General features: G+C 62.3%; 14 protein-coding genes. 5 read left to right on the top strand and 9 right to left on the bottom strand.

Annotated features, from left to right (window positions below; all coding sequences use genetic code 11):
- Positions 1-6: 6 nt before the first annotated feature.
- From rpoD to NKI22_RS15440, 3 genes are all read right to left on the bottom strand, one after another.
- Positions 7-2,028 carry an RNA polymerase sigma factor RpoD gene (rpoD, locus tag NKI22_RS15450; RefSeq protein WP_023719339.1) on the bottom strand — a complete coding sequence of 674 codons (2,022 nt, stop codon included), beginning with the start codon at positions 2,026-2,028 and terminating at the stop codon, positions 7-9.
- A gap of 373 nt (positions 2,029-2,401) precedes the next feature.
- Positions 2,402-4,378 carry a DNA primase gene (gene dnaG / locus NKI22_RS15445; protein WP_352850680.1) on the bottom strand — a complete coding sequence of 659 codons (1,977 nt, stop codon included), beginning with the start codon at positions 4,376-4,378 and terminating at the stop codon, positions 2,402-2,404.
- 158 nt (positions 4,379-4,536) lie between these two features.
- A complete protein-coding gene (locus NKI22_RS15440; protein WP_352639937.1) occupies positions 4,537-4,926 on the bottom strand; it encodes an RcnB family protein in 390 nt (129 codons plus the stop codon).
- 377 nt (positions 4,927-5,303) lie between these two features.
- Between NKI22_RS15440 and NKI22_RS15435 the strand changes: the two genes are divergently transcribed.
- The 3 genes from NKI22_RS15435 (at position 5,304) to NKI22_RS15425 (ending at position 8,611) form a co-directional block, all read left to right on the top strand.
- Entirely contained in the window at positions 5,304-6,968 is a 1,665-nt protein-coding gene (locus NKI22_RS15435; RefSeq protein ID WP_023719342.1) for a Na/Pi cotransporter family protein, read from the top strand.
- A gap of 123 nt (positions 6,969-7,091) precedes the next feature.
- Complete coding sequence (locus NKI22_RS15430) at positions 7,092-7,301, top strand: DUF2061 domain-containing protein (RefSeq protein ID WP_023678301.1); 210 nt, start codon at positions 7,092-7,094, stop codon at positions 7,299-7,301.
- 128 nt (positions 7,302-7,429) lie between these two features.
- On the top strand, positions 7,430-8,611 hold the full coding sequence (locus NKI22_RS15425; RefSeq protein ID WP_352639938.1) for an MFS transporter: 1,182 nt from the start codon (positions 7,430-7,432) through the stop codon (positions 8,609-8,611).
- 2 nt (positions 8,612-8,613) lie between these two features.
- Here the strand turns inward: NKI22_RS15425 and NKI22_RS15420 are convergent, their stop codons facing one another.
- From NKI22_RS15420 to NKI22_RS15410, 3 genes are all read right to left on the bottom strand, one after another.
- A complete protein-coding gene (locus NKI22_RS15420; protein ID WP_352639939.1) occupies positions 8,614-9,171 on the bottom strand; it encodes a GNAT family N-acetyltransferase in 558 nt (185 codons plus the stop codon).
- Positions 9,172-9,377: 206 nt separating this feature from the next.
- The gene (locus tag NKI22_RS15415) at positions 9,378-10,460 is read right to left on the bottom strand and encodes an arginase family protein (RefSeq protein ID WP_352715555.1); all 1,083 of its coding nucleotides are present in this window, start codon (positions 10,458-10,460) and stop codon (positions 9,378-9,380) included.
- Positions 10,461-10,557: 97 nt separating this feature from the next.
- Entirely contained in the window at positions 10,558-11,007 is a 450-nt protein-coding gene (locus NKI22_RS15410) for a GatB/YqeY domain-containing protein (RefSeq protein ID WP_023719346.1), read from the bottom strand.
- Between the two features lie 307 nt (positions 11,008-11,314).
- Between NKI22_RS15410 and carA the strand changes: the two genes are divergently transcribed.
- Both carA and NKI22_RS15400 read left to right on the top strand, forming a co-directional pair.
- Positions 11,315-12,529 (top strand): glutamine-hydrolyzing carbamoyl-phosphate synthase small subunit, encoded by a 1,215-nt coding sequence (carA, locus tag NKI22_RS15405; RefSeq protein WP_352815504.1) that lies wholly within the window; start codon positions 11,315-11,317, stop codon positions 12,527-12,529.
- Between the two features lie 346 nt (positions 12,530-12,875).
- Positions 12,876-13,307 carry a helix-turn-helix domain-containing protein gene (locus NKI22_RS15400; RefSeq protein ID WP_352639942.1) on the top strand — a complete coding sequence of 144 codons (432 nt, stop codon included), beginning with the start codon at positions 12,876-12,878 and terminating at the stop codon, positions 13,305-13,307.
- Here NKI22_RS15400 and NKI22_RS15395 read toward each other — a convergent pair.
- The 3 genes from NKI22_RS15395 to ypfJ form a co-directional block, all read right to left on the bottom strand.
- A complete protein-coding gene (locus NKI22_RS15395; protein ID WP_352592395.1) occupies positions 13,235-14,182 on the bottom strand; it encodes an alpha/beta fold hydrolase in 948 nt (315 codons plus the stop codon). The two genes, NKI22_RS15400 and NKI22_RS15395, sit on opposite strands and share 73 nt — an antisense overlap.
- A gap of 305 nt (positions 14,183-14,487) precedes the next feature.
- Positions 14,488-15,753: a TCR/Tet family MFS transporter gene (locus tag NKI22_RS15390; RefSeq protein ID WP_023719350.1), complete on the bottom strand. Its 1,266-nt coding sequence runs from the start codon at positions 15,751-15,753 to the stop codon at positions 14,488-14,490.
- 152 nt (positions 15,754-15,905) lie between these two features.
- A complete protein-coding gene (gene ypfJ, locus NKI22_RS15385) occupies positions 15,906-16,826 on the bottom strand; it encodes a KPN_02809 family neutral zinc metallopeptidase (RefSeq protein ID WP_023719351.1) in 921 nt (306 codons plus the stop codon).
- Positions 16,827-16,967 lie beyond the last annotated feature (141 nt).

The raw sequence follows: 16,967 nt of genomic DNA, 5'->3' as shown, positions 1-16,967 counted from the left end.
AAATCCTCAGCTGTCGAGGAAGCTTCTGAGCTTGCGCGACCGGCTCGGGTGCTTGAGCTTGCGCAGCGCCTTGGCTTCGATCTGGCGGATGCGCTCGCGGGTGACCGAGAATTGCTGGCCGACCTCTTCAAGCGTGTGGTCGGTGTTCATGCCGATGCCGAAGCGCATTCTGAGCACGCGCTCTTCGCGCGGCGTCAGTGAGGCCAGCACGCGCGTCGTCGTCTCGCGCAGATTGGCCTGGATCGCTGCGTCGATCGGCAGGATCGCCATCTTGTCCTCGATGAAGTCGCCCAGATGCGAATCCTCCTCGTCGCCGACCGGCGTTTCGAGCGAGATCGGCTCCTTGGCGATCTTCAGCACCTTGCGCACTTTTTCCAGCGGCATTGCGAGCTTTTCCGCCAGTTCTTCCGGCGTCGGCTCACGGCCGATCTCATGCAGCATCTGACGCGAGGTGCGTACGATCTTGTTGATCGTTTCGATCATGTGCACCGGAATGCGGATGGTGCGCGCCTGGTCGGCGATCGAACGGGTGATCGCCTGCCGGATCCACCATGTCGCGTAGGTCGAGAACTTGTAGCCGCGGCGGTATTCGAATTTGTCGACCGCCTTCATCAGGCCGATATTGCCTTCCTGGATCAGGTCGAGGAACTGCAGGCCGCGATTGGTATATTTCTTGGCGATGGAGATGACGAGGCGCAGATTGGCCTCGACCATTTCCTTCTTGGCGATCGCGGCTTCGCGCTCGCCCTTCTGCACCTGGTTGACGATCTTGCGAAATTCCTGGATCGAAATCGCCGTCTCGGTGGCGAGGTTCTGGATCTCGGCGCGCAGGTCGCGGATGGCGTCCTTCTCGTTCTTGGTGAATTCCTTCCAGCCGCGCGAGGTCAGATTGCCGATCGAGCGCGTCCAGTTGGGATCGAGCTCCGAGCCCTGATATTCCTTGAGGAATTCCTCGCGGCGCACGCCATAGCTTTCGGCCAGCCTGAGCAGCTTGCCTTCGTTCTGCACCAGGCGCTTGTTGATGTCGTAGAGCTGCTCGACCAGTGCCTCGATGCGCGCCGTGTTCAAGGACAGCGACTTCACCGCCTTGATCAGCTGGTCCTTCAATTCCTTCAGCCGGCGGTCCTGGCTGGGCGACAGCGTGCCCGCGGCAGCCAGCCGGTTCTCGACCTGCTGGTCCTGCAGCTTGCGCAGTTTCTTGTAGGTGTCGGCAATGACGTCGAGCGTCTCCATCACCTGCGGGCGCAGTTCCGCTTCCATCGCCGCCAGCGACAGGCTCGCCTCGTCATCGTCTTCCTCGTCGTCGTCCACCAGGCCACGCGTGTCGCCGCCGACATTGGTAATGTCGTCCTCGTCCTCGCGCGAACGGCGCGGCTTTTCCTCGGTCTTGGCTTCCTCGATACGCTCGACCACCGGCGCCTGCTTGGCCTCCGGCCCGGCATAGGTCGCCTCGAGGTCGATGATCTCGCGCAGCAGGATCTTCGATTCGTTGAGCTCGTCACGCCAGATGATGATGGCCTGGAAAGTCAGCGGGCTTTCGCACAGGCCCGCGATCATCGTCTCGCGGCCGGCCTCGATGCGTTTGGCGATCGCGATTTCGCCCTCGCGCGACAGAAGCTCGACTGAGCCCATCTCGCGCAGATACATGCGGACCGGATCGTCGGTGCGGTCGGTCGGCTCTTTCTTGGTCGTGGTGGCGGCGACGGCGGTGCCGGTCTGCTCGGCCAGCTCGTTGGCGTCTTCCTCGGCGTCAGCGGCGGTGTCGGCGGCTTCGGGCTCCTCGCCCTGCTCGTCGTCCTCGACCACGTTGATGCCCATGTCGGAAAGCATGGCCATCGTGTCCTCGATCTGCTCGGAGGTCACTTCCTCCGAGGGCAGCACCGAATTCAGCTCGTCCATGGTGACATAGCCGCGCTTCTTGGCGGCCTTGATCATCTTCTTGACAGCATCGTCGGAAAGGTCGAGCAGAGGGCCATCGGTCGCGGCCTCGCGTTCGGTCTCGACTTCTTCCTTTTCTTTTGTCGCCATAGTCTTTATTTTCTCCAAGCGGCTGAGTATCAAAACCGCGTAAGCTGCCGGTCCGGTCAAATTGGATGCGCTCTTTCCAGAACGCGCTTTACCGGGCCAGTAACTGCATCTCTCGTTAAGCCCAGATTAACCCTGATATCTGTGGCAAGCTGACTGCCTGTCCAGTGATCAGTACCTTACATCGCTGCATTCCCGTCGATGCCGGGGCGGGTTAACGTTTCGAATCGACCTGATTCCGCCATTCTGCCGGAAGGTCAAGCGCCTCTCGCATGATTCGCATGAAAAAAGCGAATCAATTACCCGACTTAGAGCGCCGCACGCTTGATTCGACGCGCAAGCACGTCCTTACATTCAGTCTTCTGGGGGCTTCGATCTAAACGCGCCCAGCCCTGCCCGACGATACGCCAAACCCTTCAATCAGCGCTTCCGTTGCCTGCACATCACGAAATTGCGCCTGGATTTCGACCAGGTGCCGGTAATTTTCGTCCGTGGGATCGCTGGCGAGCGCTGCTTCCGCCTGCTTCAGCTCCTTATGTAAGGTGCGCGCGCTGCGCTGCAAGTGGAGAGCTTGGCTGAACGCATCGCGAGCATCGTCGAGTGCTGCCGTTTCCAGCGCCGGCCATTGCCGCGCACGCTTGATCAGCGCCACCGCACGCTGCCAGATCTCGCCGCAGCCGGCCCGCTCGATCGTCGCGATCACCGCGTCGCGGTCATTGGCCATATCATGCGCCATGGCGTCGAGGATCGCCGCATGCAGCCGCTTCAGATCGGAGTTGGCGAGATCGAGGAACTCGACATGGGCGAAATTCTCGTCGATCAGCACGGGATGGTTGACGAGGGCCGCAATGATCGTCGCCTCGCGCACCGACATGCCCTCGCCGCCGCGTTTGACCAGCGCCGAGCGGCCGAGGCTTTCGGTGATCGCGGTGCGCCCACCGGCATTGCCGCCACGTGCAAACTGTCCGCCGGGTGCTGAGACCCTGCCCGGGAAGCGCTCACCGGGCCGTCCGTCCTGACGTCCCTGGCGTCCGCGCTGGGCACCGAAGAAGCTCTGCACGCGCTCGCGCATTTCCTGTTGGTAGTGGTAACGAAGGCTCTCGTCGCGGATGCGGCTGGTCAGTTCGCGTAGCGTCTTTTCGAGCTCCGCCCGCCGTTCAGGCGTGTCGAAGATGCCGCGGGCGGTCTCGCGCATCCACAAGAGGTCGGCCAGCGGCCGTGCCTCGGAAAGCACGGCGCGGAACGCATCCGGCCCGTCACCCTTGACCAGATCGTCGGGATCCTTGCCCTCCGGCAGCAGGGCGAAGCGCACGGAGCGGCCTGCCTGGACCGCCGGCAGCGCCATGTCGGCGGCGCGCCACGCTGCCTTCAACCCGGCCTGGTCGCCGTCGAAGCACAGCACCGGCTCGCCAGCCATGCGCCATAGAAGTTCGAGCTGGTTTTCAGTCAATGCGGTGCCGAGCGGCGCCACCACGTTTTCGAAGCCGGCCTGCGCCAGCGCGATCACATCCATGTAGCCTTCGACGGCAATGACCGTGCCGCCCTTGGCCAGCGCCCCCTTTCCCAGCGCCCCCTTTCCCAGCACTTGGCGTGCACGAGCGAAATTGTAGAGCACGTTGCCCTTGTGGAAGAGCTCCGTATCGGGCGAGTTCATATATTTGGCCAGCGCATCCGGCGCTAGCGCCCGCCCGCCGAAGGCGATGATCTTGCCCCTGGAATCCGGGATCGGGAACATAATGCGGTCGCGGAACCAATCGTAGGAAACCGGGACGTCGTCGCCATGGCGCACCAGCCCGCACGCCTCGATGTCGGCCTTGGGGACGCCCTTGGCGGCAAGATGCTCCTTCAGCGCGTTGCGGCTGTCGGGCGCATAGCCGAGGCGGAAGGACTGCTGCGTCGCCGGTGTCAGTCCCCGGTCGCGCAGATAGGCGCGGGCCTTTGCGCCTTCCGGTCCCTGCAGCCGTTCCTGGAAGAACACCGTCGCCATCTCCATGACATCGGTCAGGCTGGCGCGTTCCTTTTCGCGCCGTTCCTCATCGGCGTCGCGAACCGGCATCGGCACGCCGGCCATGTCGGCGATCTTCTCGACGGCCTCGGGAAAGCTCATCCCGTCGAGTTCGGTCAAGAACTTGAAATGGTCGCCCGAAACCGAGCAGCCGAAACAGTGATAGCGGCCCTTCTTGTCCTCGCAATGGAAGGACGGGCTCTTCTCGCCATGGAACGGACAGCACGCCCAATAATCACCGCGCGGCGCGTTTGTCTTTTTCCTGTCCCACGCGACGCGCTGGCCGATCACCGAAGAAATCGGCACGCGGTCGCGGATCTCGTCGAGGAAAGCAGGCGGAAAGCGCATGAGGGACAGCTCGTTTGGCCTCCATATAATCACACGGGCCAAGCCCGACGACTCCTAATGGCGACCATACCCGGTTTTCACAGGGCCAAAAAGACAAGGCGGCCCGCGGGCCGCCTTCTCGATCTAATCCGGCGCAGCGCCGGTCAGCCGTTCCGCACCTACTGCGCGGCGATGGCGCCGAAGATCAGGCCGGAGAGAACGCTGACCAGCAGATAGTCGTTGCCGACCCGGATCCACTCCTGTCCGGGACCGGGACGGCGCAGGCCATAGTGGCGATAGTCGCGGATCGGCTGGTGACGCTTCCAGCTCGAATATCTCTGGCCGTTGCGCCAATGGCTGCGCTTCACGACGATCTTCTTCGTCACTACGACGCGCTTGTTCACCTCGACCTGCTTGTTCACGTCGACATGCCTGCCGGGCTTTTGCCAGTCGACCTGGCTATAACTCGATTGCGGCGCGTTTGGTGTGTTCAGCGGTGCAGCCTGGCCTTGCAAGGCCGTTGCAGCCAGCATCGAGAAGGCAATGGCAGAAAAAACGATGCGTTTCATAGCGGGTACTCCTTGGTTGTCGATGCCTCTGGAATAGAGCCGGAACGATGAACCGAAACTGAACGCAGAGATTACGTTTTCGTAATGATTTCTTACATTTAGCACGCCTAATTCAGCACTATCTTTAAAGCGATCATTCGGGCTGGCTGCGTGACCGTCCGCAGCCTCGCAGCCAATGCAACCATTTTGCCGACCATCCATTTCCGACACGCCCCGTCGCGTGCCAACAGGCGTCCGAACCGGGCAAAATTTATTATTCGGCTAAAATAAATCGGAGTAATATCAACCTCTGCAATGTCCACGATTCGCGCCCACTTTTGCCCCCTTGACGTCACGGCGCCCGCGTCGCTGGCACCTGTCGCGTTGCGGGGCCTGGCATGAGTGGCTCCGTCGTTTTGCTGCACCTTGCCGGTGCGGTGGCACTGATGCTGTTTGCTACCCGTTTGGTGAAGACCGGCGTCGAGCGCGCCTATGGCGATGTGCTGCGCCACAAACTGCGCGCCACCATGCGCAATCCCTTCATGGCGGTTCTGGCCGGCTGCGGCCTGGCGGTCGCGCTGCAAAGCTCGACCGCCGTTACCTTGCTAGTCGGCTCATTCGCCGGCTCCGGCATTGTCAGCGGCATGTCGGGCCAGCTTGCGGTGCGCGGTGCCGAGATCGGCTCGGCGCTGGTGGTCAAGCTGCTTACCTTCGATCTGTCGCTGCTGGTACCGGTCTGCCTGGTCGCCGGCACCGTCATGTTCATGGCCACCGAGCGGCGCGACTGGCGCCAGTTCGGCCGCATCCTGGTCGGCATCGGCCTGCTGCTTCTGTCGCTGGAGATGATCGGCCAGGCGTCGGAGCCGCTGCGCCAGAGCACGCTGATGCCGCTCATCGTCGATTACTTCTCCGGCGATCCGGTCACCGCCTACCTTCTGGCGGCGTTGGTCACCTGGCTGTTCCATTCCTCGATCGCCGCGGTGCTGCTTATGGTGACGCTCGCCGGCCGCGGTTTCATCCCGCCCGAACTCGGCATCGTGCTGGTGCTCGGCGTCAATCTCGGCTCTTCGATCATCGCGCCGCTTCTAACCCGCAACGCAGAACCCGGCGTTCGCATCGTGCCGATCGGCAATCTCCTGATGCGCGGCATGGGCTCTCTGATCATGCTGATCCTGTTCCTGACGTTCAAGCCGCCAGTCGCCTTCTTGGGCAGCACCGTGCCCGAGCAGATCGTCAATGCCCACATCGTCTTCAATATCCTGATCCTGATCGCCGGCCTGCCGCTGGCGCGCCTGGTCTATCGTGCCTCGGAAAAGATCGTGGCGCTGGGCACCAGGCCCCAGCCCGCCAACGCGCTCGACGTCATCGAGCTTTCGGCGCTCAACGAAAGTGCGCTCGACGTGCCGAGCCAAGCACTCGCCAATGCCACCCGCGAGGTAGTGCGGGTCTGCGAGACGGTCGAGATCATGCTGAAACGGATCATCGAACTCTATGAGAGCGCCGACGCCGACAAGATCAGTGCGCTGGCCGCGCTCGACGACCGTGTCGACAGGAAGCACGCGGCGATCAAGCTCTATCTCGCCAAGGTCACCAAGAACCCGCTGAGCGAGGACGAGGCCCTGCGTTGCCAGGAGCTGATCGGCGCCTGCGTCAAGCTGGAGCAGGTCGGCGACATCATCGTGCGCAACATGCTGGTCCATGTGAAGAAGAAATTCGAGCGCGGACTGGAGTTCACGCCGGAAGGCTGGCGCGAGCTTTGCGCCTTCCACGCCTTGGTGCTTGCCAATGCCAGGCTGGCCTTCAACGTCCTGGTGTCCCGCGATCCGGAGACCGCTCGCCAGTTGGTGCTGGAAAAGGACCGGCTGCGCGACCGCGAGAAGGAAACCAGCCAGAGCCATTTCGTGCGGCTGCGCGACGGCACCGCCAAGAGCGTCGAGACCAGCTCCATCCATCTCGACACCATTCGCGACCTCAAGCAGATCAACTCGCTGCTCGCCTCGATGGCCTATCCCGTGCTTGAGGAACGCGGCCTGCTAACCGGTTCGCGGCTGAAGGCCGGATAGATTGCGTCCACAGGCCGGTAGCTTCAGAAGCTCGCCTATGCTGTGAGCCAATGCGCAAAATTACCTTTGCGCCACCTCCTGTCTGTCGGCTAAAGATCGCCAGATCTACCGGAAGGAAAGTAGATGGACACCCATTCTCGCAGCTTCGCCAAGGCGCTTTCCTGGCGTGTCACCGGTACCATCGACACGATGATCATTTCGCTCGTCGTGACGGGAAGCATCAAGCTCGCTGCGGCCATCGGCCTGACCGAGGTCGTCACCAAGTCGCTGCTCTACTACCTTCATGAGCGGGCGTGGCTGAAAATTCCTTACGGAAGGAAGGCGGCCGCGTAGCTCTTGCCGCCGCGGCCGGCACCTGACCGGTGACAAAGAAAATCTAAAGCGGCGTCGCCAATTTCTGAATTGCCCGGTGCCCTTATCCGTGGTTTGAGGTCACCTTATCCGAGGATCGCCTTCCCGCCATGCTTCCCCTCATTGCCCTGTTCATTGCCGCCTTCGCCTTCGGCACCACCGAATTCGTCATCGCCGGCGTGCTGCCGCAGGTGGCGGATGGCCTTGGCGTCGCGATCCCGACCGCCGGCTATCTCGTTTCCGGCTATGCCGGCGGCATTGCAGTCGGCGGCCCGCTGCTGGCGCTCGCCACCAAAAGGTTCTCCCGCAAGGCCCTGCTGCTTGGACTGACTGCAGCCTTTACCATCGGCCAGGCGGCCTGCGCGCTGGCGCCCGACTTCGCCTCGATGCTGCTGTTGCGGATTGCGGTGGCCGTGGCACACGGCGCCTATTTCGGCGTTGCCATGGTGGTGGCCGTCGGCCTCGTGCGCGAAGACCAGCGCGGCATGGCGGTGGCGCTGATCCTGTCCGGCCTCACCGTATCGAATGTCATCGGCGTTCCGGCCGGCACGGCAATCGGCAACATCTGGGGATGGCGTGCGACATTCTGGGTGATGTGCGCTCTCGGCGTGGTGGCCTTCGCCGCCATCGGCGCCCTGCTGCCGCGCAAGACAGGATCGTCGAGCCCGTCCGTCAGCCTTGGCAGCGAGGTACGCGTGCTCGCACGCCAGCAGGTCTGGACCTCGCTCATCATGATGCTGATGCTGATGATCGGCCAGTTCGGCCTGTTCACCTACATCACGCCGACGCTGCTCGAGCTCACCGGCCTCGACGAGAAATGGATACCTTGGGTGCTCCTGCTCAACGGTGTCGGCGCGACGATCGGCGTCTTCGTCGGCGGGCGCCTCGCCGACTGGAAGCTGATGCCGTCGCTCATCGTCATGCTTTTCCTGCAGGCGGTAGTGCTCGCCTTGATCTACGCCGTCAGTTCTTACCCACTGCCGATGGTGATGGCGATCTTCGTCTGGGGCGGCCTCAACTTCGCCATCGGCACGCCGATCCAGACCCGCATCCTGACCTGGACCGCGGACGCCTCCAATCTCGCCTCGTCGCTCATTCCGTCGGGCTTCAATGTCGGCATCGCGCTCGCCGCATCGCTCGGCGCGGCGGTGCTCAATGCCGGCTATGGCTATCGCAGCCTGCCGGTGGTTGGCGCGATCGCCATGCTGGTCGCGGTCGCGGTTGCGCTTGCCTCGCATGTCTGGGAATGGCGGAGCCGGGCTGCGCCGCCGCTGCCGGCTGCCGCCGAATAGGGCTACAGATCGATCCGGTAACGCAGGCTTTCCGCGCCGCCATAGGAAGCATCCTCGAAGAAACGCCCGACGAGCCCGCCGCCATTGGCCAGAACGACCTTCTGCGAGGGCACATTGTGAGGCTTGCAGGTGATTTCGACGAAGGGCAGGCCAACCGCCCTCGCCTCCTCCAGCATCAGCCGCAGCGCCTCCGTCGCATAGCCGCATCCCTGTTTCCACGGCACCACCGCATAGCCGATGTGGCCGAGCACGTGCGATGGCAGCGCCGCGGTTCCGGGCTGCCAGCGCAAGCCGATCGAGCCTGAGACTTCCCCGTCCCAGATCCAGCGCCGAAATCCAGGCAGCCGCGGCACCGTCGAACCGTCCGGCAAGGCGATCGGCGGTCCCTTACCTTCAGGATCGTCGAGATCGGCAAGGAAAGTCGCTGGATCCTTTTCGATAGCCGCAAGCTGCTCGCGCGTCGCGTCGAGCAGCCGCACATTGTCCGGCGACCAGCCGCGCTCGAGGGCCGCCTTGTAGGACGGCAGGTGTTCAAACGCCGGTTTGACGAGTTCGATCATGAGCGCGAGCTTTTGGCTGTCCGCCCTCAACGGCGGGCGTGCGGCTGTAGCGACGACAAAACTGCCCCGCCATCGACCGCAATTCCCAAGTTTTCCGCATTGCGCCCATGTCGCGCAATGATTGCGACCGGGCGCATAAGGCTGGCCCCGCTTGGATGAAGCAAGCCGGCCAATTGCCGGCGAACGACCGTGAGATGGATCTCGAACTATCCAAGGGCGTCTGCAAGCACCTCATTCAAGCGTGCGAACGCTGCGGACTCGTCTGGCGCATGGGCCGGATTAACTTCTGTGATGGTCAGGCCGCGCCATTGCGGCAGGGCTGTCAGCTGCTTTAGGACAAAGGCGACTTGCTCCAGTTTGAGACCGTCGCAACGGCGCACATTCTCCGCAATCGGAAAATCGATAAAGGAGAGCACATCGACATCGAAGTGGATAAGCACGCAGTCAAAGCGCGCCGCCCATTCGGCCGCGCGCGCCGACGCCGCCTCGATGTCACTCAAAGCTTCCTCACGCGATATGATCTTGATCGCGTCATTTCCGATCACGGCCGCTTCGGGCGGGGTGATGTTCTCGACGCCGAAATAGAGGAGTTGCTGAGGCACGAGCATCGGGCGGGTCGGGCCGAGCCTCGCGAGCGAAGGCTCGCATCCATGGATATCGAGCAGATGGGCGACGCCGGTCCAGTCCAAGGCGCCGTCGCTCGTGTCAGGTGTGTTGAGATCGGCGTCGAAGTCAATGTAAACGAGTCCGATCCGCGCGCCGGCCGCATTCGCCCCGGCGACCGTCCCCAGTTCCACAGTACAATCGCCACCTAAAACAAGCACGTCTTCCTGCGCTGCGATCGCCGTCGCTACGTGGCTTGCGACTAACTCACAGGCGTCGCGCACGGCTTCCAGGTTCATAGCCTGCGACCGCGAAGGGTCCGGTCGCCATCGGAACGATGCAACATCGCCATGATCCCTGATGGATCTGCCTCGGTTCGTGATCGCTTCCGCGAGCCCATTTCGCCGAAAGGCCGCGGGCGCCTGTTCCTGACCCGGCGAATAGGCGCCGGCACTCGTGGCCGCACCGATAATATTCAACAAACGCGCCGCCAAATCGAAGCTCCATTTTCGCATGATCGTCTCGCAAACGTGTCCGCAGGGAGGAAGGTTCCTCCTCGACTTGAGACGTTGCCGCCCGGCATCGGCACGAGGCCTAACAAGCAAACGGCTCGCCGCATCGATGCCGTCGTGAGACGCCAGACGTCGAACATACAGGTTCATTCGCGCGGCCGTGGCGATGAACATGTCGGTGCGAACTGCCGTCCGCTCCGCCCGCTCCTGGCCTGGCTCCTCGCGATGGTCTCTTCGAGTCTCATGAGCACCGCTAAGGCGGGAAAAATCCCTACTGAAGCAGGCTCTTGACGATGCCGCTCGCCTTGGAGAAATCCATCTGGCCAGCATATTTCTCCTTGAGCGCCGCCATCACCTTGCCCATCTCCTTGACGCCGCTGGCACCTGTCTCGGCGATAGCGGAACGGACGGCGCTTTCCGTCTCGGCCTGGCCCAGTTGCGTCGGCAGGAAGTCGCGGATGATCGCCATCTCGTCGCGCTCCTGCGCGGCAAGTTCCGGCCGCTTGCCGTCATCGAACGCCTTGGCCGATTCCTCGCGCTGCTTCACCATCTTGGCCAGGATCTGCAGGATCTCGTCGTCGCTGGCCGGCTCCTTGCCGGCGCCGCGATTGGCGATGTCGCGATCATGAATGGCCGCCTGGATCAGCCGCAATGTCGGCAGCCGGCGCTTGTCCTGTGCCTTCATCGCGCTCTTCAGGGATTCGGCGATTTTGCCTCGCATGGTGCTTTCTCCTTCGAATGCGGCGGACAATAGCCGTGCCGAAAGCCCAAGGCAAATTCAAGTCTGTCCGGCAAATCCCTGATATTGTTCGACGAAATAAATCCAGGCACGTACGGCGCGGCATCATTGACCGCCTTGGCGCCTTCCCCTATGTACTGTGCCTTGCATGAATTGAATTCTAGTGCACGTCGCCCAAAAGTGCGTAGCGGTTTTGGGGCAACGACATGCAGCGCGCCGAGGCTGTGAGATTGCCGCTTCGCGCTTTTTGTTGCGCCGATTGAGGAGCGCAGCCTTTAGGAGTGCCGCCATGGCAACGATGACCGCCGCATCGACCCCCCCTTGGGCCACCGAGAAGCCGACCGCTCTGCTGGTGCTGGCCGACGGCACCGTCATCGAGGGCCGTGGTCTGGGCGCTTCCGGCTCCGCCGTTGCCGAGGTCTGCTTCAACACCGCGCTGACCGGCTATCAGGAGATCCTCACGGACCCCTCCTATGCCGGCCAGATCGTCACTTTCACCTTTCCGCATATCGGCAATATCGGCACCAATGACGAAGACATCGAGGATCTCAATCCGCTGGCCCGCGCCGGCGCCGTCGGCGCCGTGTTCAAGGCCGATGTCACCAACCCGTCGAATTACCGCGCCGGAACCGGTCTCGACCAGTGGCTGAAGAAGCGCGGCATCGTTGCACTTTCGGGCATCGACACGCGCGCGCTGACCGCGCTGATCCGCGAAAAGGGCATGCCCAATGCCGTTATCGCGCACGCCTCAGACGGTATCTTCGACATCGATGACCTCAAGCGCCGCGCCGCCGCATGGTCGGGGCTTATCGGGCTTGATCTGGCCAAGGGGGTCACCTCCGGCCAATCCTCGGTCTGGCGCGAGACACCCTGGGCCTGGAACGAGGGCTTTGGCGAACAGGCCGACCCGTCGATGCACGTCGTTGCCATCGATTATGGCGTCAAGCGCAACATATTGCGCCTGCTTGCCGGCCTCGGCGCCAGGGTCACCGTGGTGCCGGCCAAGACCGGCGCCGAGGAGATCCTGGCGATGCGGCCCGACGGCATCTTTCTATCCAACGGCCCCGGTGATCCGGAAGCCACCGGCGACTACGCCGTTCCGGTCATCCAGGATCTGTTGAAGACCGATATCCCGCTGTTCGGCATCTGCCTCGGCCACCAGATGCTGGCGCTGGCGCTGGGCGGCAAGACCGCAAAAATGCATCAGGGCCACCACGGCGCTAATCATCCGGTCAAGGACCACACCACCGGCAAGGTCGAGATCGTCTCGATGAACCACGGCTTTGCCGTCGACGCCGACTCATTGCCGAGCGGCGTCGAGGAAACCCATGTCTCGCTATTCGACGGTTCGAATTGCGGCATCGCGCTCACCGGCAAGCCGGTCTTCTCGGTCCAGCATCATCCCGAAGCCTCGCCCGGCCCGCAGGATTCGCACTATCTGTTCCGCCGTTTCGTCAACCTGATCCGCGAAAAGCGTGGCGAGCCGGCACTGGCCGAGCGCTGACCAAGCGGATGCATCAGCTATAATATTTCGGCGGCGCGTGATCTGGACAACTTGCCGCCGGACGTCCGCGAGCAGGTCTCGGAAGGTCCGATTTCTTACGCAGTCGGCGGTCGCGGAGATACCAAGCGTCTTGTCGGCAGGAAAGGTTACAGACTTCGGATCGGTCGCTACCGAGTCATATTTGACGAAGACCGCGCCACGATCCTTGCGGTCTATGTCGGCACACGCGAAACGACAACCTACCGTCGGCCATAGTAGGACAGAACACCATGAACGCCCCGCAAATTATCAAGACCCCAACCGGCGAGGAACTGGTCGTTATCCCAAGGCGGACTACGAGATCCTTTTGCGTGCCGCCGAAGAAGCTCTGGAAGACGCTGCCGATGCGGCGATCTACGACGAGCGTAAGGCTGATCTCCGAGCGGAAAGGGCACTGCCCGCGGACGTGACCATGGACATCTTGCGGGGCTCCAGCCGGCTCAAGGCACTGCGCAACTGGCGGCGGCTGACGCAAGCCGATTTGGCGGCCATGATCGGCGTCAGCCAGGGTTTTCTGTCGGACCTGGGGTCCAATCACCGCAAACTATCGGCGCAGAGAGGTGCAATGCTGGTCAAGGCGCTCGACATTCCAAGTGAATGGATTGAGCACCAGGTGATGCTACACTGGTTTGCGGCTTCTTCTCCCTTGGTTTTAGCTGATCCCGGTCATGGCGCGCCGGCGCCGGCGCGCTTCTCGATCAGCTCGGCAACCGCATCAGGATTGTCGGCCAGTACATAGTGGCTCGCATCGGGGATCTCGGCGCGCTCGACATGGCTCATGCCCTTGGCGCGGTAGCCGGCGAGGAAGGTCGGCAGCAGCGCAACAAAGGGGGACTTCTGGCCGAAGGCGATGACGAGCGGAACGGTGCTCGGCGCCGTCTGGGCGGCGTTCCATTCGGCATCGCTGGGGAAGGCGCGGTAGATCTCGAACGCGGCATGCAGTTGAGGCGCTCGATAGATGCGAAAATAGTATTTGCGTTCCTGCCTGGTGAACTTGCCGAAGTCGAGGAACCAGCCAAGCACGGCGGCCTGCCGACCGGGAACCACCTTTTCGGCGAGGCCGCCGGGCGCCTGGATGAAACCGATATGCCACGTGCCTGATATCGCCTTGTCCCAGCCGTCGATGCCGGGCATCGGAACATCGAGGATCATCGCACCGCGCAGCGTGTCGGGAAAGCGCCTGAGATAGGCATAGGTGACGATGCCGCCAAGGTCGTGACCCACCACATAGGGTTTTTCCAGATGCAGAGCGTCGGCAAGCCCATGGATCTGCGCCGCAAGATTGGCGGCTTCATAGCCGCCCCTGGCAGGCTCCGAGCGGCCTATGCCGGGCAGGTCGACGGCAACGACGGTGAAGCGTTGCGCCAGTCTCGGCATGACGGCCTGGTATTCGTTCCAATCTTCCGGAAATCCATGCACCAGGATAAGGGCTGGTCCGTGCCCGCCACGCAGGTAGTGCATGCTGCTGCCGTTCACCGCGGCTTTGGCCGAGGTGAACCCGGGCGGCACCTGACCTGCCCGTCCAGCAGGCGCCGCATGAGCCGCCACTACAACGAGCACCGCGCAGACAGCCACAGCCATGAGCGCCGCGCGATGAAGTATCCGGTTCAACATGTTGCTCTCCTCTCGTCTTCGATCCAGGCCCCGCGTTTGTTGCTTCTGACGTAAACTAGGGCGGGAGTTCGAATGGTCAGAGTTACAAAATGCGGCGCGAATGCCTCGAGGCCGGACTGCGCGATTACCGGAGTTGCGTTGTTGCCCTCATTCCTATCGCCTTTTTTCAATGAAAACCGGTCAACCGGTCTGTTTAAGTCGCGCAAAGAGAAGAAGGCTCCCGAAGAACCAGTGTGACGGGCATTTCGTTGGCCGGATCTGTCTCCACAGCCCGTCCTTGGTCAGGGCGATGCGGCCGTCATGGCTCATATCTGTGCTCCGTCTTCAGCAACGCCGGACGTGACGTTTCTGAGCGCCGCCGGCTTGGCTACTTTCGTGACGAAGACGATGAGCGCCAGCGTCAGGAAAATCGCGCCGAGCAGGTAGGGTGCGCCGCCGAAGGTCACGGGCGCGTTCGGCCCCGTGAACCAGGAAAAGATCGCCGTATAAAGCAGCGGCGTGATGATCGAGGTGATCGAGAAGATCGACGTCATCGCGCCCTGGAGTTCGCCTTGTGCCGAAGGCGGCACCTTGGCGGCGGCAAGGCTTCTGAGCGGCGGATCGGCCAACGCCTCGAGGCAGCCGACGACGATCACTGCATAGATCATCCAGCCTTGCGACGCGAATGCGTAGCCGAAGGCGCTGAGTGCCGTAAATGCCAGACCGATTACCGCCGTCTTCCACTCACCGAGCTTGGGGATCACGCGCGGCAGGACCGTCGCCATGACGATAGCCCCGCACAGGCCGAAGGCACCGAGCGAGAAGCCGATCTGTTGTTCGCTCCAGCCATAGCGATAACTGGAGACGAACGACCAGACCGCAGGATACATCATGTGCCCCAGCGTCATCAGAAAGAAGACAAGCCCGATCCAGCCGATGCCTTCGTAGTTGCGCATCTGGACGAGCGTGCCGACCGGGTTCGCGCGTTTCCACTCGAAGCGGCGACGATGCTTGCTATCAAGCGTTTCCGGCAACAGAAACAGCGCGATCAAAAAGTTTACGAAGGCAAGCCCGGCAGCGAAATAGAACGGCACGCGCGGCCCGAACGTGCCGAGCAACCCGCCCAGGACCGGCCCGATGACGAAGCCGACGCCGAAAGCAATGCCGAGCAGCCCGAAATTCTTCGCACGATTTTCGTCGGTCGAGATATCGGCAATGAATGCTGATGTCGTGGAATAGCTGGCGCCGGAAATGCCGGCCAGCACCCGGCCGATGAACAGCATCGGATAGGACCAGGCGATAGCGCAGATCAGATTGTCGATGGAAAACGTCAGCACCGAGGCGAGCAGAATCGGCCGCCGTCCGAACCGGTCGCTCAACCCGCCCATCACTGGTGCGAAAATGAACTGCATCGCCGCATAGGCGAAGAACAGCCAGCCGCCCTCGATAGCCGCCTCACTGATGCCGACGCCGGTCAATTCTCTGAGATAGGCCGGCAGCACCGGCATGATGATGCCGAAGCCGATGATGTCGAGCAGCAGGGTGGTGAAAACAAGCGCAAGGCCCCGCCTGGCGGTTTTGGGGTCTATCATGATGGTATCTCCTCGGGCCGCCTGGGGCGAAGGCGAACGCACCTTATAGGCGAACACATCGCTGGGAACAATGAGGGAACGGGCAGGGTGTTTTCATCCTGACATCCCCTGACTGCTATCCAGTCTCTCGGATTCGCGAGAAAACCGTCGGCTCAGATCGGATTGTTGAACGTGTCGCAGTCCGAAAGCTTGCCGTTCTGGAAGCCTCGCGCCAGCCAGGCCTGCCGCTGCTGCGACGTGCCGTGGTTGAAGCTTTCCGGCACGACGTAGCCCTGCATCTTCTTCTGCAGCGTGTCGTCGCCGATCTGCTTTGCGGCGTTCAATGCCTCCGCCATGTCGCCCTGTTCCAAAATGCCCTTCTGGCCGGTGAAATGTGCCCAGATGCCGGCAAAGCAGTCGGCCTGCAGCTCGACCTGCACCGACATGTGGTTGGCGTCGGCCTCGCTCATATTCTGCCGCATCTGGTTGAATTTGGGCAGGATGCCGACGAGGTTCTGCACGTGATGGCCGACCTCATGCGCAATAACATAGGCCTGTGCGAAATCGCCCGAGGCACCGAACTGCTGATCGAGTTGCTGGAAGAAGGTGGTATCGAGATAGACCTTGCGATCGTTGGGACAGTAGAATGGTCCGGCCGCTGACGAGGCCGAACCGCAGGCGGAGCGAATCTGGCCGCTGAACAGGACCAGTTTTGGATCTTGATAGGTCAGGCCCTCGGACTGGAAAATACCAGTCCAGGTATCCTCGGTCTCGGCCAGCACGGTCGACACGAACTGCTTCATCTCGTCGGAGGCCGGCGCACCGGTACCGCCGCCTTGCTCGCCGCTATTGTCGGTGATCTGGCCGCCGCCGCCGGGCTGCAAGCCGCTGTTATCGAGGATCTGACTCGGGTCGAAGCCGAAATACCACCCTGCCAGGAAAATCAATCCTACGATGATGATGCCCGACATGCCGCCGCCGCCGGCGCGACCTCCGATCGGGATGCGAAACTGCCCCGGCCCGCCGCCAAGCCCGCCGCTCTGGCCGCGCTCGTCCTCGACATTGTCACTCTGACGACGGCCCTTCCAGAGCATGGCAACCCCGTGATGCATGTTTGCAATCAACCCGCCGATGTCCTGGCCGGTTCCAACCCAGCAAACAATTATCCCAATGGTTACGCCAAGTCACAGTATTTTTCGCGCTAACAAGCAATGCCGGCTGACGCGGGTCTGCTC

This window comes from Mesorhizobium sp. M0778 (genome assembly GCF_040320105.1).
Classification (GTDB): Bacteria; Pseudomonadota; Alphaproteobacteria; order Rhizobiales; family Rhizobiaceae; genus Mesorhizobium.
This window is presented reverse-complemented; position numbering and strand designations above follow the sequence as displayed.

Coding starts and splice junctions, on each gene's coding strand:
- NKI22_RS15440 (WP_352639937.1), bottom strand. CDS start 4,926: ATGAAACGCATCGTTTTTTCTGCCATTGCCTTCTCGATGCTGGCTGCA.
- NKI22_RS15425 (WP_352639938.1), top strand. CDS start 7,430: ATGCTTCCCCTCATTGCCCTGTTCATTGCCGCCTTCGCCTTCGGCACC.
- NKI22_RS15415 (WP_352715555.1), bottom strand. CDS start 10,460: ATGTTCATCGCCACGGCCGCGCGAATGAACCTGTATGTTCGACGTCTG.
- NKI22_RS15395 (WP_352592395.1), bottom strand. CDS start 14,182: ATGTTGAACCGGATACTTCATCGCGCGGCGCTCATGGCTGTGGCTGTC.
- ypfJ (WP_023719351.1), bottom strand. CDS start 16,826: ATGCTCTGGAAGGGCCGTCGTCAGAGTGACAATGTCGAGGACGAGCGC.
- carA (WP_352815504.1), top strand. CDS start 11,315: ATGGCAACGATGACCGCCGCATCGACCCCCCCTTGGGCCACCGAGAAG.
- NKI22_RS15430 (WP_023678301.1), top strand. CDS start 7,092: ATGGACACCCATTCTCGCAGCTTCGCCAAGGCGCTTTCCTGGCGTGTC.
- NKI22_RS15390 (WP_023719350.1), bottom strand. CDS start 15,753: ATGATAGACCCCAAAACCGCCAGGCGGGGCCTTGCGCTTGTTTTCACC.
- dnaG (WP_352850680.1), bottom strand. CDS start 4,378: ATGCGCTTTCCGCCTGCTTTCCTCGACGAGATCCGCGACCGCGTGCCG.
- rpoD (WP_023719339.1), bottom strand. CDS start 2,028: ATGGCGACAAAAGAAAAGGAAGAAGTCGAGACCGAACGCGAGGCCGCG.
- NKI22_RS15420 (WP_352639939.1), bottom strand. CDS start 9,171: ATGATCGAACTCGTCAAACCGGCGTTTGAACACCTGCCGTCCTACAAG.
- NKI22_RS15410 (WP_023719346.1), bottom strand. CDS start 11,007: ATGCGAGGCAAAATCGCCGAATCCCTGAAGAGCGCGATGAAGGCACAG.
- NKI22_RS15435 (WP_023719342.1), top strand. CDS start 5,304: ATGAGTGGCTCCGTCGTTTTGCTGCACCTTGCCGGTGCGGTGGCACTG.